Genomic DNA, 21,354 nt, shown 5'->3' on the forward strand with positions numbered 1-21,354 from the left:
AATTGGCGCCGTCAGCGCCGCGATGACACCACGATGCCGCCCACGATCAATGCAAACGCGACACCGTGGAACGCCTGGGGTGTTTCACCCAGAAAAGCCGCCGACAGCAGCCCCGCGAACAGCGGCGTGAGGTTCACGAAAAAGCTGGCCAAGGCCGGCCCCGCGCGTTGCACCCCCACGCCCCAGAACCGGTAGGCCAGCACTGCCGGCCCCACGGCGATGAACGCCAGCGCGGCGACCAGCGGCCAGCCCCATGCGATGTGCGTGCGCCCGCTGGCCCATTCGGCCCCAGCAAAGCTGCCCGACCAAGCCAGCCCAAACACCATCTGCGCCATCAAGAACGCAGCCCAGTCGCCCCGGATGCTGGTGGGCTCGGTGGTGCGCGACAGCAGCCAGCTGTAGAACGCCCACGAGATGGTGGCCAGCAGCATGAACAGGTCGCCCGGCACCAGGCGGAACGCCAGCAGCTGCGACCACTCGCCCCGGCTGAGCACCAGCAGCACTCCGCACATCGACAGCAGTGCGCCCAGCACCTGGCGGCGGGTCACGGCGGCCCCGAAAAACAGCGCCCCCACGGCCAGCATCCAGACCGGCATGCTCGACCCCACCAGCGTCACGTTGATGGGTGTGGAGGTCTGCAGCGCCATGTACTGCAGCGCGTTGTAGGCCCCGATGCCCAGCAGCCCCAGGAGCGCATAGCGGCGCCAGTGGGGCCACAGGGGGCTGTCGGCGCGCAGCACGCCATGGGCCAGGGGCAGCAGGATGGCAAAGGCCAGGACCCAGCGGATGAAGTTCAGGGTGATGGGAGGAATCAGGTCATGGACCAGCCGCCCCACCACGGCGTTGCCAGCCCACAGCAAGGGCGGAATCACCAGCAGCACGGCCGTGCCGGGTGTGATTTTTTGAGTCATGGGGCTGCACTGTAACGGTGCGGGCGGGGCCCTGCTGCGCCCGGGGCAGAAGGCCCCTGCACGCACCGGTGCTGCATGGGCCGTCGGCAACCGCGCGCAATTCGTGGCAGGATGGCCGCCGTTGTGATTTCCCCCACCCCTTTTTTTGGAGACTGTCAGTCATGAGCCTTGCCGTCCAGATCCGCCAGCACGGTGGTCCCGAAGAACTCCACATCGTTGACGTCACCGTGGGCGAGCCCGGCCCCGGCGAGGTCCGCATTCGCCACCACGCCATCGGCCTGAACTTCATCGACGTGTACCACCGCACGGGCCTGTACCCGCTGAACATGCCCGCCACCATCGGCATGGAAGGTGCCGGCGTGATCGAGGCCGTGGGCGAAGGCGTCACGCACCTGAAGGTGGGCGACCGCGCCGCTTACGCCAGCAACCCGCCCGGCGCCTACTGCGAAGTGCGCGTGATGCCCGCCAAATGCGTATGCAAACTGCCCGATGCCATCAGCTTCGAGACCGGGGCCGCCATGATGCTCAAGGGCCTCACGGCGCAATACCTGCTCAAGAAAACCCGGCCCGTGGAAGGCCTGCAGCCCGGTGATCATGTGCTGTTCCATGCCGCCGCGGGCGGTGTGGGCCTCATCGCCAGCCAATGGGCCAAGGCGCTGGGCCTGCAGCTCATCGGCACGGCGGGGTCTGATGCCAAGTGCCAGCTGGCCCTGGCCAACGGTGCGGCGCACTCGATCAACTACAGCACCGAGGACTTCGCCGCGCGTGTGAAGGAGATCACCGGTGGCAAGGGTGTGAAGGTGGTGTACGACTCGGTGGGCAAGGACACCTGGGACAAGTCGCTCGAATGCCTGCGCCCCTTCGGTCTCATGGCCAGCTTTGGCAACGCCTCGGGCCCGGTGGCGCCGTTTGCGCCGGGCAGCCTGGGTGCCAAGGGGTCGCTCTACGTTACGCGCCAGACCCTGTTCACCCACATCGCCACGCGCGAGGCTACGCAGGCCATGGCCGACGACCTGTTTGCAGTGGTCGCCAGCGGGCAGGTCAAGATCCACATCGACCAGCGTTATCCGCTGGCCGACGTGCAGCAGGCGCACCGCGACCTGGAAGCACGCAAGACCACCGGCTGCACCATCCTCACGCTGTGAGCGCGGTCGTCCAGACACCCACCTTCGACCAGTGGCTGGCGGGAGCGCGCCGGGCGGCGCAGCAGCCCCCGGCCCAGCCCCGCCAGCCGCTGGTGGTGGCAGGGCAGGTGGTGGGGTCGGTGGCACCAGGGTTTTTGAGTCAGATCAGCCTGAAGCGCTTGTTTGATAAGCGCTATCAGCTATCAGAAACAGAGCAATCTGAGGGCTCTGCGTGGCATTTGCAGGCACCGCCCGCCGACGCCACGGATGCCCTCAACACCCTGGCCGCCGCGCTGCGCGATGTGGGCCTGTGTGGCCCCTGGCGCGACGAGCAGCTGGCGGTGACCAACCCAGCGGGCGAGGTCATCGGCACGGTGGAGCGCGGTGCCGTGCGCGTGCTGGGCGTGGCCACCCGGGCCGTGCACCTGGTGGGCGTGGCGCCTGACGGGCGCATGTGGGTGCAAAAGCGCTCCATGACCAAACCCAACAACCCCGGGCTGTGGGACACGCTGATGGGCGGCATGGTGTCGGCCGCCGACTCGCTGCCGCAGGCCCTGGCCCGCGAAACCTGGGAAGAGGCCGGTTTGCGGGTCGATGCATTGGCCGACGTGGCGCACGGTGGGCGGGTGCTGTTCAGCCGCCCCAGCCGTGAGGGCGGTGGCGCAGGCTTCATGGTCGAACGCATCGACTGGTTCCGTGCCCAGGTGCCCCAGGGCACGGAGCCCGACAACCAGGATGGCGAGGTCGAGCACTTTGCATTGCTGCCCCTGGACGTGGTGCGCGAGCGCGTGGCGCAGGGGCTGTTCACGCTGGAGGCCGGGCTGGTGATCGCAGGGTTCCTGGGGGCTTAGAGTCTGGGCAGCGCGGGCAGCGCGGGCAGTGTGGATGGCGTGGTGCGCGGCAGCCTCGCATCGCAGTAAGCAGTGATTTGCTATCTGTTCGATAGCTGCATGCGCTTTATCAATCGGCACTGGCAGCCGGTTTGGTTCCATTTTTGTGTCCAGCGCCCGTGCGCCCCCGCTGCACCGCCACTGCCTTCACCAGGTCCCAGGCCGCGTGCGCCACGGGCGAGAGCGCACGGTGTCGACGGTGCACCAGCATGATCTCGCGGTCCACGCGCGGCACCAGGGGGCGCACCGCCAGCCGTGCCAGGCCTTCGGGCGGTAGTGCCAGGGTGGGGATGACCGAGATACCCAGGCCCGCGTCCAGCATGCGGAATATCGTGGTGGGGTGGCCCACCTCCTGGGCCACCGTGCAGGCCACCCCGTGCTCGGCCAGGGCGCGGTCGATCAGGCGGCGGCTGCCGGAGTCGTGGTCCAGCAGCACCAGCGCTTCGCCCTGCAGGTCGGTCCAGCGCACCTGGCGTTTGCCTGCCAGCCGGTGGCCGGGTGGGCAGGCCAGGCAGAAGGGTTCGGTCAGGATGGTCTCGCAATGCAGCGCCTCGCGCTCGCTGGGGTCGATGACCACGCCGAAATCCACTTCGCCCGACAGCACGCTGGCCAGCACCGCGCTCTGGATGCGGTCCAGCAGCACCAGCTCCAGCCCGGGCAGGGTGCGCTGGCATTCGGCGATGCAGTCGGGCATGAGGTTGGCCGACAGCGTGGGGCTGCTGGCCACGCGCACGCGTCCGCGCCGCTGGGTGGCCAGCTCCCGCACGTCCAGCAGTGTGTTCTCCAGCTCCTCCAGCACGCGTGGCAGGCGGGCCGACAGGCGCTGGCCGGCATCGGTCAGCGTCACCTCGCGCGTGGTGCGGTTGAGCAACTTCAGGCCCAGCTGGGCTTCCAGCTCGGTGATGCAGCGGCTCACGGCCGGTTGGGTCAAGCCCACCGCATCGCCAGTGCGGCTGAAGTTGCGGGTGGCGGCCACCGACTGAAACACATGCAGCTGGCGCAGGGTGATATTCATGAGCTTGAATCATAAATCCATCAGAGAAATCCATTTCTCTTTGGAATCCGGCTGCGGTCCAATGCATGTCTTCGGGGTTTGTGTGCCCCATGTCCTTTTGCATTTTTTGCGCTGCCGCTGCGCTGTCACCCATGGCCCGTTCCCGCTTCCTTCCTGACAACTTCACCCTGGCCTTGCTGGGCACCGTCACCCTTGCCAGCGTGTTGCCCGCATCGGGCGTGGCGGCCCAGGCGTTGGAGGGCATCACCGTGGCGGCCGTGGCGCTGCTGTTCTTCTTGCACGGTGCCAAGCTCTCGCGGGATGCCATCGTGGCGGGGCTCTCGCACTGGCGGCTGCACCTGGTGGTGGTGGGCACCACGTTTGTGCTGTTCCCCTTGCTGGGCTGGGCGCTGCGGCCGGTGCTGCTGCCGCTGGTCACGCCGGGGCTTTACACCGGCATCCTGTACCTGTGCGTGCTGCCCGCCACAGTGCAGTCGGCCATTGCGTTCACGGCCATGGCGCGTGGCAACATGCCGGCGGCGATCTGCAGCGCGTCGGCATCGACCCTGCTGGGCATTGTGATCACGCCGTTGCTGGTGGGGCTGCTGCTGCCCGAGGCGCAGCAGCAGGCGGGCGCCGCCCAGCACGACACGCTGGCCAACATCGGCCGCATCACCTTGCAGTTGCTGGTGCCCTTTGTGGCAGGCCACCTGCTACGCCCGTGGATTGGCGGCTTTGTGCAGCGCCGGGCGGCAGCGCTCAAGCTGGTGGACCAGGGCTCCATCCTGCTGGTGGTGTTCACCGCCTTCAGCGCTGCGGTGGTCGAAGGGCTGTGGCGGCAGTTGCCAGCGTCTGCGCTGCTGGGCCTGGTGGTCGTGTGTGCCGTGCTGCTGACCTTGGCGCTGGTGACCACCACCTGGGTGGCGCGGCGCATGGGATTCTCCAAGGAGGACGAAATCACCCTGGTGTTCTGCGGCTCCAAGAAGAGCCTGGCCAGCGGCGTGCCCATGGCCAAGGTGCTGTTTGCATCGCATGCAGTGGGCGCCATCGTGCTGCCCATCATGGTGTTCCACCAAATGCAGCTGATGGTGTGCGCGGTGCTGGCGCAGCGCTATGCGCGGCGCAGCGTGTAGGTAACGAGGCCGCTATATTTTGTATAGCTGCAAACGCATGAAGAGCATGCGCCTGCGGCCCAAAAGGCTTCAACTCTGCTCGTTGAGCGTGCGCAGGCGGCTGGGCGCCAGGGCACCGGCCGATTCCAGAATGGGATAGGCCACCGAGCACAGCAGCGAGTTGATGCGCTTGAGTTCACTGATCAGGTCGATGTGCAGCGAGCTGGTCTCGATGCTCTGCACCGTGTTGTCTGACAGGCGTGCCAGATGGGTGGCCGAGTAGGCGTGTTCCAGGTCGCGGAAGCGTGCTTTTTCTTCGAGCAACTTTTGCGCGTCGCGCACGCTGCCGTTCAAGAACACGCTCATCGCCAGCCGCAGGTTGTCGATCAGGCGGGCGTGCAGCTCGTTGATCTCTTCCATGCCCGCCTCAGAGAACTGGCGGCCCTTCTTGATCTTCTTGTCCTCGATGTCGATCAGCACGCGCTCGATGATGTCGCCGATCTGCTCCATGTTGATGGTGAAGCTGATGATGTCGGCCCAGCGGCGGCCTTCGCGTTCGTCCAGCGCCTCGCGCGAGATCTTGGTCATGTAGTACTTGATGGCCGAGTACAGGCCGTCCACCTCGTCGTCGAGTTTGCGCAGGTCTTCGGCGAGCTTGAGGTCATCGGTCCGGATCACCTTGTGCAGGCCCAGCAGCATCGATTCGACCACGTCGGCCTGGTGCAGGGCTTCGCGTGCGGCGCACGAGATGGCGAGGGACGGCGTGGCCAGGGCGGAGGGGTCCAGATGCTGGGGCCGGGTGCCGGCAGCCGCCTGCGACTTTTCGGCGGGCAGCAGCCGCTGCACCGTACGCGCCACCGTGCCTGTCAGGCCAATGCAGACGATGCCCACCACCACGTTGAAGGCCAGGTGGAACAGCACCACCAGGGCGGCAGTCTCGGGCACGTAGGGCCGCACATGCTGCAGCCACAGGCCGGTGAGGGGCGTCATGATGAGCACGCCAATGATCTTGAAGAACAGGTTGCCCAGGGGCACCTGGCGCGTCTGCACGTTGGACTTCATGGTGGTCAGCACGGCGAGCACGCCGCTGCCCAGGTTGGCGCCCAGCACCAGCCCCAGCGCCACGTCGGCCGGAATACCTCCCGAGCCCGCCAGCGCGGCCGTGAGCAGCACGGTGGCAAGGCTCGAATACGCCACGATGGCCAGAATGGCGCCGGTGAAAATCTCCAGCAGTAAATCGCTGGTGAGCGCGCCCAGCAGCGTGCGCACGGTGGGCGACTGGGTGAGCACCGTGGTCGATTCGGTGATGAGGCGCAGCGCCAGCAGCATCAGCCCCAGGCCGATCAGCACGCGGCCTACCCGGCCCACGGCGGTGTCCTTGCGCGAGATGAACAGCACCACGCCCACAAAGATGAACAGCGGCGACAGCCACGACAGGTCCATGGAGAACACCACGGCCATCACGCTGGTGCCCACGTCGGCGCCCAGCATCACGGCCAGCGCCGCAGGCAGGCCCACCAGGCCCTGTCCCACAAAGGACGACACGATGAGCGCGGTGGCCGTGCTGGACTGCACCACGGCCGTCACGCCAATACCGGAGAGCACAGCGGTGAAGCGGCTGCTGACGCTGTGTGCAATCAGCTGGCGCAGGTTGGCGCCGAACACGCGCAGGATGCCGGTGCGCACCAAGTGGGTGCCCCAGATCAGCAGCGCCACGGCTGCCAGGAGGTTGAGGAGATGCTTCATGAAAACCGTTGTTTCTTCTTCTTGTGATGGGCGCAAACCCTGCGATGACCAGACCCAGGGGCCAATGCAAGAACCGCGCGCACCGGGCTGTCATAAAACTGACACATAAGCATACTCCTGATTCCATAGCGCCGGAGCAGATGCCCATGTCGGCGCTGGGTGCGTTGCTGCGCCCCAAACGGCACGGCCCGCGTGTAGCGGGCCGTTGGGATAGGAGGGGGGCTGGGCAGCCTCAGCGCTCGCGCCGCACCCTCAGCAGCTCATCCAGGATCAGGCAGGCAGCGCCGACGGTAATGGCTGAGTCCGCCAGGTTGAACGACGGGAAGTACCAGCCCGCGTAGTGGAACTGCAAGAAGTCCACCACGTAGCCATGCATGAGCCGGTCCACCACGTTGCCCACGGCACCGCCCAGGATGCTGGACAGCGCAAAGCTGAACAGCTTCTGGCCCGGGTGCGCACGCAGCTGCCACACGATGAAGACCGTGGCCGCCACACCAACCCCTGTGAACAGCCAGCGCTGCCAGCCGCCCGCGTCCGACAGGAACGAGAACGCTGCGCCGGTGTTGTGGGCGCGCACGATGTTGAAGAAGCTGGTGATGAGCGTGGAGTCGCCCAGCTGGTAGTGGTTGAGGATCAGCGTCTTGGTGATCTGGTCGGCCACCAGCAGAAACACTGCCCACGCCAGCCAGGGCCACATGCCCGCACCGGTGCGCCCGGCCTGCCCGGTTTGCGTAGAGCGCGCCATCACGCGTGCGCCCGGCTTTCGCCGTCACCATAAAGGTTGCTGGTACAACGACCGCAGATGGTGGGGTGCGCGGCATCGCTGCCCACGTCGCTCCGGTAGTGCCAGCAGCGCTCGCATTTGGCGTCCGAGCTGGGTTGGACGCTGATCTGGAGGGTGCTTCCAGCGACCAGTTCGATGGCGGAGAGGATGAAGACGAACTTCAGGTCCTCACCCAGACTGGCCAGCAGCGCATGGTCCTCGGGCGCAGCGGTGAGGGTCACGGTGGCCTGCAGCGACGAGCCCACCTGGCCGGCGGCACGCAGGGCCTCGATCTCCTTGTTCACTGCATCGCGGATCTCGCGGATACGCGACCACTTGGCCAGCAGGCCTTCGTCGGCACCGGCACCCACGCCCGCGACGTTGCCGTAGGTCTCCAGGAAGATCGAGTCGGAGCTGCCGAACACCTTCCACGCCTCTTCCGCCGTGAACGACAGAAACGGCGCCATCCAGCGCAGCATGGCGTGCGTGATGTTGTAGAGCGCCGTCTGCGCGCTACGGCGGGCCAGGCTCATGGGCGCCGTGGTGTACAGGCGGTCCTTGAGCACGTCCAGGTAGAAGCCGCCCAGGTCTTCCGAGCAGTACAGCTGCAGTTTGGCGACCACGGGGTGGAACTCGTACACCTTGTAGTGCGCGAGCACCTCGGCCTGGAACTCGGACGCGCGCGTGAGCGCGTAGCGGTCGATCTCCAGCATCTGGTCAAACGGCACCGCGTCCTTGGCCGGGTCAAAGTCACTCACGTTGGCCAGCAGGAACCGCAGCGTGTTGCGAATGCGGCGGTAGGCGTCCACCACGCGGGCCAGGATCTTCTCGTCGCCCGCGATGTCGCCCGAGTAGTCGCTCGCGGCCACCCACAGGCGGATGATCTCGGCGCCCAGCTTCTTGTTGATCTCTTGTGGGTCTATGCCGTTGCCCAGCGACTTGCTCATCTTGCGGCCCTGGCTGTCCACGGTGAAGCCGTGGGTCAGCAGGCCGCGATAGGGCGCACGGCCTTCCAGGGCCGATGCCAGCAGCAGCGAGCTGTGGAACCACCCGCGGTGCTGGTCATGGCCTTCCAGGTACAGATCGGCCTCGGGGCCGGTGTCGTGGTGCACGCTGGAGTGCGTGCCGCGCAGCACGTGGCTGAAGGTCGAGCCGGAGTCGAACCATACTTCCAGGATGTCAGTGCTCTTGGTGTAGTGCGGTGCGTCGGCAGCACCCAGGATTTCTTCGGTGGTCACGCGGCTCCAAGCCTCGATGCCGCCCTTTTCCACGATGTCTGCGGCCTGGTCCATGATCTCCATGGTGCGCGGGTGCAGCTCGCCCGAATCCTTGTGCAGGAAGAATGGGATGGGCACGCCCCAGCTGCGCTGGCGCGAGATGCACCAGTCGGGCCGCCCGGCGATCATGTCGTGCAGGCGGGCCTTGCCGTTCTCGGGGTAGAAGCTGGTGTGCTCGATGGCGTCCAGCGCGATCTGGCGCAGCGTCTTGGCAGGCTTCATGCCGGGCAGGGTGAACACGCCTTCGCCTTCGTCCATGCGCACAAACCATTGCGCTGCCGCGCGGTAGATCACCGGCGTCTTGTGGCGCCAGCAGTGGGGGTAGCTGTGGGTGATGTCCTTGGTGGTCATCAGGCGGCCCGCGTTGCGCAGGGCTTCGATGATCACGGGAACAGCCTTCCAGATGTGCTGGCCGCCAAATAGCGGGAAGTCGGCTGCATAGGTGCCGTTGCCCTGCACGGGGTTCAGGATGTCATCCAGCGCCATGCCATGCGCGCGGCAGGAGTTGAAGTCTTCCAGGCCGTAGGCGGGCGACGAGTGCACGATACCCGTGCCATCGTCGGCCGTGGCGTAGTCGGCCAGGTACACGGGCGACAGGCGGCGGTAGCCAAAGCTGCCGTCTTCGCTGGCCACGTCGTACAGCGGGTGCTCAAATTCCAGTCCGCCCAGGTTCTTGCCCAGGGTGGTGGCCAGCACGCTGCCGGTGAGGCCGTAGCGCTCCAGGCACGAGGCCACCAGCGGCTCGGCGACGAGCAGGATGCGTTCGCCCGCGTCCACCAGCGCGTAGGTGATCTCGGGATTCAGGTTCAGCGCCTGGTTGGCGGGGATGGTCCAGGCGGTGGTGGTCCAGATGACGACGAAGGCGTCCTTGGTCAATGCGGGCAGACCAAACGCGGCGGCCAGCTGGGCCGGGTCGTGCGACTTGAAGGCCACGTCCAGTGTGGTGCTCTTCTTGTCCTGGTATTCGATCTCGAACTCGGCGAGCGAACTGCCGCAGTCAAAGCACCAGTACACGGGCTTGAGGCCCCGGTACACAAAGCCGCGTTCCATCACGCGCTTGAAGGCGCGGATTTCTCCCGCCTCGTTGGCGGGGTTCATGGTCTTGTAGGGGTTGTCCCATTCGCCCAGCACGCCCAGGCGCTTGAAGTCCACCATCTGCTGCGCGATCTGCTCGGTGGCAAACGCGCGGCTTTTGGCCTGCATGTCGTCACGGCTCAGATTGCGGCCGTGTTTCTTTTCGATGGCGTTCTCGATCGGCAAGCCATGGCAGTCCCAGCCCGGCACGTACAGCGCGTCGAAGCCTTCGAGCTGGCGCGCCTTGGTGATCATGTCCTTGAGGATCTTGTTGACCGCGTGGCCCATGTGGATCTGGCCGTTGGCATAGGGCGGGCCGTCGTGCAGGATGAACTTGGGCGCGCCCCGGCGTGCATCGCGCAGGCGCTTGTAGATCCCTTGGTCTTCCCATTCCTTGACCCAGCCGGGTTCGCGCTTGGGCAGGTCGCCGCGCATCGGAAAGGGGGTGTCGGGCAGGTTCAGCGTGCTGCGGTAGTCCGGAGCGGAGGGAGCGGTGGTACTGGCGTTGTCGGACATGAGGGAGCCTTAAAACGGGGCATTCCGGGGCAGGCCCGGAGCAAAACGGGAAAGAGCGTGGCGTGGAGAGATGTCGTGCCTGCCGGGCAGGCGCTGCGCAGGCAGCTCCCTCAAATTCGGTCGCGAGTGGTCTGGCGCCGGGTCTCGGTATGGTTGGGTGCCGTCGCAAAGTAGGCGCGGGCATCCGCACAGTCCTTGGCAATGCCCGCCGTCAGGGCATCCAGACCGTCGTACTTCAGCTCGTCGTGCAGTTTGTGCAGCAGTTCCACCCGCACGATTTTACCGTACGCTTCTTCGGCGCCCAGTCCGGCCGGCCACTGCAGGCAATGGGTTTCCAGCAGCACGCGGCCACCGTTGACGTCCTGGGGGTCCAGCGAGGGGCGCACGCCCAGGTTGGCCACGCCTGGCAGGGGCTCGGCCGCAAGGCCATGCACCAGCACGGCGAAGATGCCGCTGGCGGCGGGCTTCCAGTGGGCAAATCGCAGGTTCAGCGTGCGAAAGCCGTCCCCGGCTCCCTCGGCGGTGGCGCCCAGCTCGCGTCCCAGCTTTCGGCCGTGTACCACATGGCCGCTGATGGTGTAGGGCCGTCCCAGCAGCCGCGCGGCAGATTCCATGTCGCCAGCGCTCAGGGCCTGGCGCACGGCGGAGCTGGAGACACGCAGGCCATGCACCTCGTAGCTGTTCATGCGCGCCACGTCAAAGCCTTGGGCTTGCCCCGACGCATCGAGCATGGCGTAGTCGCCTGCGCGCTGGCGCCCGAAGCGGAAATCATCGCCCACCAGCACGTAGCGCGCGCCCAGGCCGCGTACCAGCACCTCGTCGATGAATGCCTCGGGTGACTGGGCCGCCAGTCGCGCATCGAACGGCAGCACCACGGTCTGCTGCACCCCGCAGCGCTCCAGCTCGGTGAGCTTGTCCCGCAGGGTGCCGATACGGGCCGGGGCCAGTTCGGGCTTGTGGTGAGCGCCAGCAAAGTAGTCGCGCGGGTGGGGCTCGAAAGTGAGCACACAACTGTCCACCCTCCGGTGTGCTGCCTCGCTGTTCAAAAGGGCCAGCATCGCCTGGTGGCCACGGTGCACGCCGTCGAAGTTACCGATGGTCAGCGCACAGGCATCGGCGATGCCAGGGTGGTGGAATCCGCGAAAGATCTTCATCGGTTTGTTATCTTTTTGATAGCAGCATGCGCATGTCCATCAAGCGCAGGACGCCAATTTGTCATGAAAACGGAGTATATTGTGACCCACGGCTGGCCCCGCGCAGGGCTGCCCGCGAGACATCTGCGTTCCGAATCCTTGTGTACTTTGTGTTCCAGGAGGCGTGTTTTGAAGGTCTTGAAGCTGTCAGCCCAGGGGCTGCCCCAATCGTGGATTTCACTCGAACAGGCGGTGATTCACTATGCCGCTGGTGAGGTGCGCTGGGAGTCCGGCGCCCAGATCGCCCGGTTCCGGGGCGGGCACAACGCCATCACGGGTGAGCAATCGGTGATCGCCATCAACAGCATCATTGGCACCAAGGGCGTGCCCAGCATCAACCCGTTCGACCTCAAGCCCAGCCTGACCAACGGCAAGCTTTTTGCGCGCGACCGCAATGTGTGCGCTTATTGCGGTGGGCATTTTCACGAAGAGGACCTGACACGCGAGCACATCGTGCCTTTTGCCCGCAACGGCCAGGACCACTGGATGAACGTGGTCACCGCCTGCCGCCCCTGCAACCACCGCAAAGGGCCCCGCACGCCCGAGCAGGCGCACATGCCGCTGCTCTACACGCCCTACGTGCCCAGCCTGTGGGAAGACTTCATTTTGCGCAACCGGCGCATCCTGGCGGATCAAATGGACTTCTTGATGGCCCATGTGCCGAAGTCGTCACGCTTGTTGGCGTAACGCTTGGGTCCACACCGCCCGCGTGCACAGTGCGGCGGGACCTTGCCAAGCGGTCAAGCTGCCTTGTAGGCAGTCACCACGAACCCGGGGACGGGGGTGTGGTTTTCTTCGCGCAGCACGGTTTCCTCGATCTCGACGGTGGCAAACCCAGCAGATTCGCACACCGCTTCCACGTGGCTGCGCTTGTGCGCATAACGGCCGGCAGGTTGCAAAACCATGTCGGGGCCTTGTTCGGGGGCCGCCTCGAACGAGAAGACCATCATGCCGCCCGGTGCTAGCACGCGGTGCGCGTTAGGGATGGCTTGCGTCACTTCGCCAGCGTAGATGAACACGTCCAGCGCAGCAATCACCTGATAGAGCGCGGCGGGCGTCTCGCGCAGTGCGTCATGCAGGTTGACGGTATGGAAACGGTCGTAAACGTTGTGCCGTGCAGCCTGCTCGATCATCTTCATCGCGGGGTCAACCCCCACCAGCGCCCCATCCAGCCGGCCGAGGCAAACCCCGAGCAGGCCCGTGCCGCATCCCAGGTCGAGCACGTTGATTTTCTTGTCGGGGTGGCGCGCCAAGATCTTGTCGCCCACCTGCTTGGGCAACTGGTATTTGAGACCGCGCACCATGTGCAGGTCGTAGAACTCTGCCATGTTGTCGAAAATCGCGCGCGTCAGCTCGGCCGGTTGCTGGCCGGGCGTCTCACCATGGGCCAACCGGGCGTAATACTGGTACACGGCGTCGTCTGGCGCCAAACCCAGCAAAGCCGCGGCGCTGTCGCGTGCTCCAGTGGGGTTGCCTGCGGCAATGCAGGCCTGCACATGGCCCACCAATGACTGCGGATCTGCAGGATGCTCCTGCACCAGGGCATTCCACATCGAGATGGACGCTTCGTGCTGGCCCTGGTCGCTCAGATCACGTGCCAACAGGCGCCGCAGCGCCACATCACCAGGGACCAGGTCGAGTCCACGGCGCAGGTGGCGGATTGCCATGTCGAGATGCCCGGCGCGGTGCGCGATGTCGATGACGCCCGCGAGCACCTGCAGGTTCTGGGGTTCAAGCGTAGCGACTTTCTCCGCGGTTTCAATCGCCTCCTGGAACTGGTTTTGGCGCGCCAGCAGCAAGGCCAATTCCAGCAGTCCAGGGCCCCAGTCCGGCGCCAGAGACACCGACTTGCGAAGCGCTTCAAAAGCACCTTTGACATTGCCCGACTTTTCCGCCAGCAGTCCGCCAAGCATGAAAACGCGGGGGTCTTGTGGCCATTGGGCGTTGGCCTTATTGAGCGTCAGTGCGGCATTCTTGAGATCGCCTTGTGCAATCTGCTCGCGGGCCTGGGTCAGGTGCTGAAGGTTGGGATCGGTCGCTGTGGCGCTCATGGATACTGAAACTTTGAAAAGGGACCGCCGGGCGGTCTGCCGGACACAAGAGGGCCGACGTCAACAGAAATTGCGGAGCACAATTATCCAGGATTCCGCTGGCGCAGCTTTCTGGCGACGTAGCGCTGGTGGCGCCTCATCTCCCGCTCGGGCTGATGCGCTGCGAGGCCAGCGTCAATGTGAAGCAGGCGCCTAAGCCCTCGCTGGACTGGACGGTGATGTCGCCCCCGTGCAAGCGTGCAATGCGGCGCGCAACCCATAGTCCAAGGCCAAATCCCTTACTTTGGTCTGTGCGGTCGCCTCGCTCAAACTGTTCAAAAATACGGTTCATCACGTCCAGCGACATTCCAGAGCCTTCGTCCGCCACAGAGATTTCAAGCAGCCCCGTCACCCCCTTTTGTGCCGCAATGAAGATTTCCCCGGCGGTTGCATATTTCACGGCGTTATCCACCAGGTTGGACAGGGCAATGTGCACCAGGGTGGCGTCGCAGACCCATTCCGTTGGCGCAGAGTCGGTAAAAAGCTGCAAGCGGTGGCGGGGCGACCAGTGCACCAATTGAGCGGCGTGGTGGAGAAAGTCGCTGACCTTGACCGGTGATGCCTGCAGCGCGAGGCCGCTGTGGTCGAGTCGCTCATTGATCAGACAGCTGTCGACCAATGCGGTCAGGCGCCTGCTGGCCCTTCGTATTTGCACGGCCCGATCCACCTGAGGCTGCAGCTCGGCGGAGGGAAAGCTCTGCTGCTCTGCCGCAGCGCTATCGATCACGGTCAGTGGGGTTCGGAACTCGTGGCTGATCATGTGGAAGAACTGCCGTTGTTCATCTCGCAAGGCGCGCTCGCTTTCAAGCGATGTTGCAAGCGCGACTTGGGCCGCCGATAGCTCCGTAGTCCGCTGCAGGATGCGTTCCTCCAGCGATTGCTCGGACAGCGCCAGCCGCTCTATGGCCTGGTCCTTCGCGCGCTGGGCTCTGCGATAACGGGTCACCATCCCGACGAACACCGCGCTGGCCAGCAGAGCGGTGAATGCGATGGCCTCAAGTTGCCAGATCCATGTCGCATCGATATTCCATTGAATCTGACCCGTCATGAGAATGGCGATGGGCACGCCGCACAGGCAATGCAGGCCGTATGCCAGGAGTAAAAGCACATGCGGACCGATGCGGTCTCGGCGCCGCAATGTCAGACAGCAAAGTGATATTCCTACGATGTCGCTGGCAAGTAGAGAAATCAGATTGACCCACGCCACGTCGGGGTAAAAGCCCAGAGGTCCGCTGAAAGCGCCCAGCACATTCACTCCGATGAGGAGGGTCAGGAATCTGCCGGTCCACTGGTAGGGCGTATGGCGTGTCAGCTGCTCTTTGATTTGCCATGCCAGCGCCGCGGGTAGCAAAAAAGCCCCCATGCTGACAGCGTTGCTGTCCCAGAAGCTAAAGTCCGGTGGGGTCCAGAGACTTGAGTAGCCCCGCACGTTGAACACGTGAATGGCGCTGGCAGTCACCAGGACCGCGAGCGAGAAGAGCGCACGCGTCCGGAAAATGATGGTGGCAGCCCAGATGCCCACTAAAAGAGCGGACATGGCGCCGAAATAAAGCCCCATGAGCAGTTCCGCGGATGCTAGGGTGGTTGCAAGAGTGTGGGTATCGAGAATGTCCGCTTGGAACTGCGTCGCGCTGGTTGTATGAATCCGGATGAGAGCTTCCCGGCCGGGTGTCAAACGAAACAGATGTTGCCTAACGCCCGGTTTGCGATCCGTGGGCACCAGATCCCCGCTCTCCTGCAGATGCCACGCACCATCGCTGCCCTTCTGGTACAGGGTCACAAAGTCAAGATAGGTCGGCTGTGCCAGCAGCCAGAGATCTCCAGGTTCATGTTCAGGGGGGAGCGCTGGCACCTTGAAGCGCAGCCATACGGTGTGACGCAGATACCCAGCGCTCAAAGGCGCTTGGAGGTTGGCTTTCGCTTCTTCTGCTGGAGTGGTGCTGATCGCCTCAGGTCCCAGATTGCCGCTGGGATCATCCAGTCTGTCCATGGGGACATCCCAACCCAGCTGCCAACTGGTTGGCGTTTGTAGCGCTTGTGCTGGTGTGCATGCCAAACCCCATAGCAGAACGCAGAGCCAAAGTGCGGTCAAGGGGATGTGAGTTGTCCTGGACGGCTTTCGGCGCATCTTTTCTGTGAGTGCTTGAGAGTTCTTGTGCATGGCTGGCGGCGTGATGCGCTGACACAATGTTACGCAACCCACTTCCTGATCTGCTCTCATTTTTCTCATGTCTGCCGAACCGATCATTGCTGTTGTCGAAGACGACGAGGACATTCGCAGCAATGTGTGCCGATTCCTCGCGCGCTCTGGCTTTCAGTCTTGGGGCGCCGAATCCGCAGAGGACTTCTACGTTCGTCTGCTGCAGTCGCGTGTGGATCTGGTTGTGATCGACATTGGGCTGCCAGGTGAAGATGGCCTGAGCTTGCTCACCCGTTTGGCATCTCAGGGCGTCCCCACGGTACTCATGACGGCCCGTGCTGATCTCGATAGTCGGATCAGAGGTCTCGATGCCGGTGCATTGCAGTATTTCGTGAAGCCTGTGGATATGCAGGAACTCGTGGCTGGCATCCGTTCCCAGTTGCGCAGCAAGCGCTTGCAAGGGGGGATCGACGTGTCGGTTGCTGCGCCCTGGCAACTGGATGCAGCGAACGCTGCCTTGCGCGCGCCCAATCAATTGCTGGTACCTCTTACGACCCGTGAGCTTGAACTTCTGTCTTGCCTTTTCAAGACAAAGGGCGTGGTTGTCAGCAAGCAGGTTTTGATGCAGGCCGTGGGTGGAAGAGGGTTGGAGGACGACTTCCACCGCATCGAGTCGGCGCTCAACCGGTTGCGCCGCAAGACTCTGGAAATCACCAGCATGCCCTTGCCGGTGCGTGCAGTGTTCGGCAAGGGGCTCGTCTTCGTGACATAGCCCTGCGCAGGGGCTCCTACGGCTGCACTGGCGCAGCATCGCCCACCCATTCAACCAGTTACCCATTTTCTTTCGATGGCTTGAAGGCCAACGAGGGGAGAGGCTTGCCTGTGCGCCAGCCGTTCGAAGTCAGTTTGGCTTTTTTTGTGTGAGTCAACCCGCGGCCGTCCGCGGGAATTTGCGGTTTACCAAGAGGGGGAAGTGTTGAAAATGATCGATAACTGGATGGCATTGCGGACCATGGGTTGCCGCTGCTTGAGTGGAGTCTTCGCGCTCTTTGTTGCTGCGCTGTGTTTGGCATCCACCGCTCGGGCGGGGGTGGTGAACGGTGATTTCGAAAGTGGAGATTTCACGGGCTGGACGGTGACCAACTACCGCAACAACGGTATTGCCACATTCCCGCCCACCCAGAAAAGCCATCTGAATTTGCAGCCTCCCATCACGGCTCCAGTGACGCAGGTGGTGAGCACGGCATCCGGCACGCCCGCGAGTGCGCCGGACGCACCAGGACAAGCCATCACCATCCCTTTCCAAGGCTCGTACAGCGCACGGATCAACGCGCGTGGCAACAACAACCGTGCGAGCGGCATCCAGCAGTCCGCCCAGATGGTGCTAGCCGATGTGGACCCCGTGGATGGCAAAGTGCACTTGCGCATGGCTGTCGCTCCGGTGATCCAGGACGGCGGCCACAGCCCTGAGCAGCAAGCCTATTTCTACGTCGAAGTGCGTAATGCCACCAAGGGCACGCGCCTGTTTTACACATTCAACTTTGCGGCGCAGCCAGGCGTGCCATGGCAGACCCTGGGGGGCTACCAGTACACCGGCTGGCAGGCGATTGACGTGGCCCCAGGGAACGGACTTTTGGATGTGGGTGATACCGTCGAAGTCGAGGTCATTGCTGCAGGCTGCAGCCAAGGCGGTCACTCGGGGGAGGTCTACGTAGATTCGATCGGCCCCTTCTTTGCCGGCCTGCTCGTCTCGGCCACTGGGCCCACTACCGTCCAGCCAAGTGACAACGTGGCCTACACCTACACCTACAGCAACAACAGCGGGGTGATGGTTTTCAACAGCAAAGTCAGTGCGCAAAGCCCGCAAGTGCGAAACGCTGCCAACACTGCCACCATCGATGCGGTGTTTCAGTCGGTGACAGCGCCTGCTGGCGCGACTTGTACGACACCGGCGGTGGGGTCTGCGGGCACAGTGACCTGCGACTTTGGCTCATTGGTCGATCACCAGAGCGGAACTTTTGAGATCGTATGGGGTGTGCCAGCCGGTGCGAGCACCAGCAGTCCGACCAACTCGCTCAACCATGGCACTTACTCCATGTCAGCCACGGGGGCCAGTACGGTGCTGGGCCCGTTGGTGCAGACCCGAGTTGTCAGTGGCGCAACGTTGACAGACTTGACGGTCAGTGTGAGCGATGGTGTATCGGCCACCGCTGCGGGCAGCGCCTCCACTTACACCGTCGTGGTGAGCAACAACGGTCCGGCTCCTGTGATTGGAGCGGCATTGACGCAGCCGACTGTGTCGGGCCTCACAGTGGGCAACTGGACTTGCAGCGGCACGGCGGGCGGATCGTGTCAGGGTGGAGCGCCCTCGGCGGGTACTCTGCCTGGTGGGGGTGTACTTCTGGACATTCCGGTAGGCGGAAGTGTCACGCTCACGTTCGGTGCGACCGTGACTGGCCCGACTTCGGCATCCTCGGTCTTCAACATTGCGACCCCTGCGGGCGTCACCGATAACAACACTGCCAACAACACTGCTGGCGACACCAACTCGGTAGCCGCCACGCTGCACAACCTGAGCCTGACCAAGTCGGGTGTGGGAAGTGGCACGGTGGTCAGTGTGCCTGCTGGCATGAACTGCGGTGCCACCTGCACGCTGCCAGTGGCAGACGGCGGCCAGGCCATACTCACGGCCACGGCGGCATCGGGAAGCATTTTCACCGGCTGGTCGGGCGCATGTACGGGCACCACCAACCCATGTAGCGTGCCCGCCATGACTGCGGACGCCGCAGTAGTCGCCAGTTTTGCTCTGTCCGCTACCGTCACCATGACGTCTGGAACCGGAGGAACTGTGGCTCCCGCCAGCTCGCGCACGGTGCCAGTAGGCGGAACTGTGACCTACACGCTCACCCCCAATGCAGGCAATATCCCCAGCGCCAGTGGCTCCTGCAACGGCGTGCTGGCCGGCAACACCTACACCGTCAACCCGGTGACCGCCGATTGCAATGTGGCTTTCAGCTTTGCACCGCTGACCGTGACGGCAACTACGGGAACGAATGGCGCTGTCACGCCCTTGGGAGTGACCAATGTCGCAGCCCCCGGTAACACCGTGGTCTACACAGTGACGCCCGACCCTGGTTTTGTGGCGCGTATCGCAACCGGTGGCGGAGCGTGCGGGGGCACCCTGGTTGGCAATACCTATACGACGAACCCGGTTAACGCGTCTTGTACGGTGGGTGTGACTTTTGTGGCGATAGCCGTTCCTGCATCCATTCCAACTCTGTCCGAATGGGGACTATTGATACTGTCAGCATTGATGGCTGCGTTCTTCATCTACTTCCATCGCCGACAGGCGCGCTGAGCCTGTCAGGAGGCGTGAAGTTTGGGGCGAGAGTGTTCCGTCGGGCGCAGTCAGCCCCCTTTTTTACTGGAGATGTTCGATGAGACAGATTGCGCATGTCGCACGCTGGTCCTGCCTTGCTGGCCTGGGCGTTTGGATGGGGGTTGCCGCTAACCAATCTGCAAATGCGCAGCAGATGCCAGCGCGAAAGCCGGGGCTCTGGGAGGTCACGGTTCGTAGTACCGGCAACTCGGTAGCGAATGAGCAGAAGGTCTTGCAATGCACTGACCGCCCAGCGGAGCCGATCATGTTGCTTGCGATCGTGCCCGGTCAGGAGCATTGTCACAGCGTGAGGGTGAAGAAAAATGCACTTGGCAGTGAGGTGCGCACCGTTTGCTATGTGCACGACAACCGCGTGGACGCTACGGTACAACTGTCAGGCGACCTTCAAACCGCCTACGGTGGCGTGTTTGAGGTCACTTATTCCAAACCTGTGCGTTTCGTTCCAGGGCGCACCGAGTTCGAGGGCCGGTGGTTGGGCGAATGTGGCGCTGCGCAGCGGCCAGGAGACATGGTGCTACCCAATGGCGCGACGGTGAACGTTGTGGAAGACCGCAAGCGTGCGGAAAGCCACGATCACGCAGGGCACTCGCACAGATGAGCTTGCGTCCGCGACGCATCGCAGTGCCCTGACGCAGGCGCAGGGATATCGGCCAACTACTGGCTGATTTCCAGCATCACCACGTGGCCTTGCGCAGCAGGCCAGGTCTGCCCCACCACCCGTTCGCCATCGAATTCGGCGACGATGCTGCGCACGCCACCGGCAGGCTTGACCTTGGCCGATGCCACACCTGCACCGAGGGGTACGCCCGCAGGGGCTGCCCCATCCAGCAGCATCTTGTCGCGCGCCGGGTCCAGGTAGCCGCGGGGGCGGGTCAGGGTGACGATGGAGTCGGCCGCCTTGTCGGCGTCGGCGATGCGCTCGGGGCGCAGGTGGATGAGGTCGCTGCTGCGCGGGAAGCCACTGCGGTAGATGTGGGTGGTGGCGTAGCCCGGGGCGGCGATCACGAACTCGATGGGTGAGCCGGTGGGGACGGCCAGTGGCCCCCATTGGTCATCTGCGCCCACCGTTTTGCGCATCAGGGCGTTGCCCGTGCGGGCGCCGGTCGCTGGGTCGGTGGCGTACACCTCGAGCTGTGCGCCAGCCAGCGGCAGGTTGTTGCTGAAGTTGCCGGTCTTGGGGTCGGCAGAGTCCACGCCCAGGCCCGTGACCTTGCCGTTCAGCACCACAGATTTTTCCGCAGCGATCTCGGTGCGTGCTGGCGCCTTACCGGTGATGAAGCGGTAGGTGGCTTCAAACGCTGCGGGTGAGTACGACGTCTCGCGGTGGTCGATGCGCGGGATCACCACGTTGGTGGCACCCTTGAGTTCGGGGCCTGCAGCGGTCACGTTGGTGGCCGTGCCTTTCTGGCCGATCCACAGTCCGTCGGGTTGGGCGAACTTGTCGTTGTTGTCCGAGCGGATGGTCATCCATTTGACCGGGCCGCTGACCTCGTCGCCCGCTGCGTTCTTGGGGGCGTTCAGTGCTTTGAGGAAGGGGCCGGTGCCCGAGAACTCATTGCCCTCACGGAACCCCGGAATCGCCCACACGCCGTGATTGGGTGTGCCGCCCAGGATGGCGTGGCTCACCGTCTTATCGCCGCCGCCGTTGTAGATGTAGTTGCGGATGGCGTTGCCGCCGCGCGAGTTGCCCACCAATACGACTTGGCTTGCGCCCGTGGCCTTGAGCACCTTGTCCACTTCGGCCTTCAGGTAGGCCATGTGCTCTGCGGCCGATGTGCGGCCTGCCTGGGGCTTGGCGTCCTCGTCGCGCGACAGCGGGTAGGGCACGTCGATGGCGTGCAGGCGCTCGCGGGGCCAGCCGTTCGATTCGAACCGCCACACGGTGGTTTGCCACAGCGCAGCGGTGTCACCGTTGCCATGCACAAAGACGATGGGTGGTGCCTCGGCCAGGCTGGGGCTCCGGGTGGCGCAGCCAGCCAGGGCCAGGGTGGCTGCCGCAGCGGTGGCCAGCAGGAGAGATCGGCGTTGCAGCCAGAGTGTGTTGTTCATAGAGTTGTCTCCAGAAAGAAAAAATGCCCGTGGACCGGTGAATCCACGAGCATCGTTGACGGCTGTGACGCGTCT

16 protein-coding genes are annotated in these 21,354 nt (G+C 64.2%); 7 read left to right on the forward strand and 9 right to left on the reverse strand.

Annotation, left to right across the window (positions count from 1 at the left end; genetic code table 11):
- Positions 1–11: 11 nt before the first annotated feature.
- Positions 12–911, reverse strand: coding sequence for a DMT family transporter (locus tag C8C99_RS20920; protein WP_108626784.1), 900 nt, complete (start codon positions 909–911; stop codon positions 12–14).
- Between the two features lie 161 nt (positions 912–1,072).
- Between C8C99_RS20920 and C8C99_RS20925 the strand changes: the two genes are divergently transcribed.
- Together C8C99_RS20925 and C8C99_RS20930 are read left to right on the forward strand one after the other, a co-directional pair.
- Positions 1,073–2,056 (forward strand): quinone oxidoreductase, encoded by a 984-nt coding sequence (locus tag C8C99_RS20925; protein ID WP_108626785.1) that lies wholly within the window; start codon positions 1,073–1,075, stop codon positions 2,054–2,056.
- A complete protein-coding gene (locus C8C99_RS20930; protein ID WP_108626786.1) occupies positions 2,053–2,886 on the forward strand; it encodes a DUF4743 domain-containing protein in 834 nt (277 codons plus the stop codon). The genes C8C99_RS20925 and C8C99_RS20930 overlap by 4 nt, the downstream gene beginning before the upstream one ends.
- Before the next feature lie 109 nt (positions 2,887–2,995).
- On the opposite strand, the gene C8C99_RS20935 is transcribed toward C8C99_RS20930, so the two are convergent.
- Positions 2,996–3,940 carry a LysR family transcriptional regulator gene (locus C8C99_RS20935; protein WP_108626787.1) on the reverse strand — a complete coding sequence of 315 codons (945 nt, stop codon included), beginning with the start codon at positions 3,938–3,940 and terminating at the stop codon, positions 2,996–2,998.
- A 131-nt stretch (positions 3,941–4,071) separates the two neighbouring features.
- Here C8C99_RS20935 and C8C99_RS20940 point away from each other — a divergent pair, with 131 nt between their 5' ends.
- Entirely contained in the window at positions 4,072–5,052 is a 981-nt protein-coding gene (locus tag C8C99_RS20940) for a bile acid:sodium symporter family protein (protein ID WP_056747466.1), read from the forward strand.
- 69 nt (positions 5,053–5,121) lie between these two features.
- Here the strand turns inward: C8C99_RS20940 and C8C99_RS20945 are convergent, their stop codons facing one another.
- The 4 genes from C8C99_RS20945 to C8C99_RS20960 form a co-directional block, all read right to left on the reverse strand.
- Positions 5,122–6,777 (reverse strand): Na/Pi cotransporter family protein, encoded by a 1,656-nt coding sequence (locus C8C99_RS20945; RefSeq protein ID WP_108626788.1) that lies wholly within the window; start codon positions 6,775–6,777, stop codon positions 5,122–5,124.
- Between the two features lie 232 nt (positions 6,778–7,009).
- A complete protein-coding gene (gene lspA / locus C8C99_RS20950) occupies positions 7,010–7,522 on the reverse strand; it encodes a signal peptidase II (RefSeq protein WP_108626789.1) in 513 nt (170 codons plus the stop codon).
- Complete coding sequence (ileS, locus tag C8C99_RS20955; RefSeq protein WP_108626790.1) at positions 7,522–10,407, reverse strand: isoleucine--tRNA ligase; 2,886 nt, start codon at positions 10,405–10,407, stop codon at positions 7,522–7,524. The genes lspA and ileS overlap by 1 nt, the downstream gene beginning before the upstream one ends.
- Positions 10,408–10,517: 110 nt before the next feature.
- Positions 10,518–11,561, reverse strand: coding sequence for a bifunctional riboflavin kinase/FAD synthetase (locus C8C99_RS20960; protein ID WP_108626791.1), 1,044 nt, complete (start codon positions 11,559–11,561; stop codon positions 10,518–10,520).
- Between the two features lie 168 nt (positions 11,562–11,729).
- Here C8C99_RS20960 and C8C99_RS20965 point away from each other — a divergent pair, with 168 nt between their 5' ends.
- Positions 11,730–12,287, forward strand: coding sequence for an HNH endonuclease (locus tag C8C99_RS20965; RefSeq protein ID WP_056646532.1), 558 nt, complete (start codon positions 11,730–11,732; stop codon positions 12,285–12,287).
- Positions 12,288–12,340: 53 nt separating this feature from the next.
- Here C8C99_RS20965 and C8C99_RS20970 read toward each other — a convergent pair whose 3' ends face one another.
- Positions 12,341–13,651 (reverse strand): tetratricopeptide repeat protein, encoded by a 1,311-nt coding sequence (locus C8C99_RS20970; protein ID WP_108626792.1) that lies wholly within the window; start codon positions 13,649–13,651, stop codon positions 12,341–12,343.
- A gap of 136 nt (positions 13,652–13,787) precedes the next feature.
- Entirely contained in the window at positions 13,788–15,680 is a 1,893-nt protein-coding gene (locus C8C99_RS20975; protein WP_158274182.1) for an ATP-binding protein, read from the reverse strand.
- Positions 15,681–15,918: 238 nt separating this feature from the next.
- Between C8C99_RS20975 and C8C99_RS20980 the strand changes: the two genes are divergently transcribed.
- The 3 genes from C8C99_RS20980 (at position 15,919) to C8C99_RS23965 (ending at position 19,828) form a co-directional block, all read left to right on the forward strand.
- Entirely contained in the window at positions 15,919–16,602 is a 684-nt protein-coding gene (locus C8C99_RS20980; protein ID WP_056646526.1) for a response regulator transcription factor, read from the forward strand.
- Between the two features lie 294 nt (positions 16,603–16,896).
- A complete protein-coding gene (locus C8C99_RS23870) occupies positions 16,897–19,188 on the forward strand; it encodes an IPTL-CTERM sorting domain-containing protein (protein WP_146186038.1) in 2,292 nt (763 codons plus the stop codon).
- Between the two features lie 175 nt (positions 19,189–19,363).
- Positions 19,364–19,828, forward strand: a complete 465-nt coding sequence (locus tag C8C99_RS23965; RefSeq protein WP_369867772.1) for a DUF3617 domain-containing protein — start codon at positions 19,364–19,366, stop codon at positions 19,826–19,828.
- Positions 19,829–19,884: 56 nt separating this feature from the next.
- On the opposite strand, the gene C8C99_RS21005 is transcribed toward C8C99_RS23965, so the two are convergent.
- Positions 19,885–21,279 carry an alpha/beta fold hydrolase gene (locus tag C8C99_RS21005; RefSeq protein ID WP_108626796.1) on the reverse strand — a complete coding sequence of 465 codons (1,395 nt, stop codon included), beginning with the start codon at positions 21,277–21,279 and terminating at the stop codon, positions 19,885–19,887.
- Between the last annotated feature and the right edge of the window lie 75 nt (positions 21,280–21,354).

Origin of the sequence: Acidovorax sp. 107 (assembly GCF_003058055.1) — a bacterium.
Classification (GTDB): Bacteria; Pseudomonadota; Gammaproteobacteria; order Burkholderiales; family Burkholderiaceae_C; genus Acidovorax.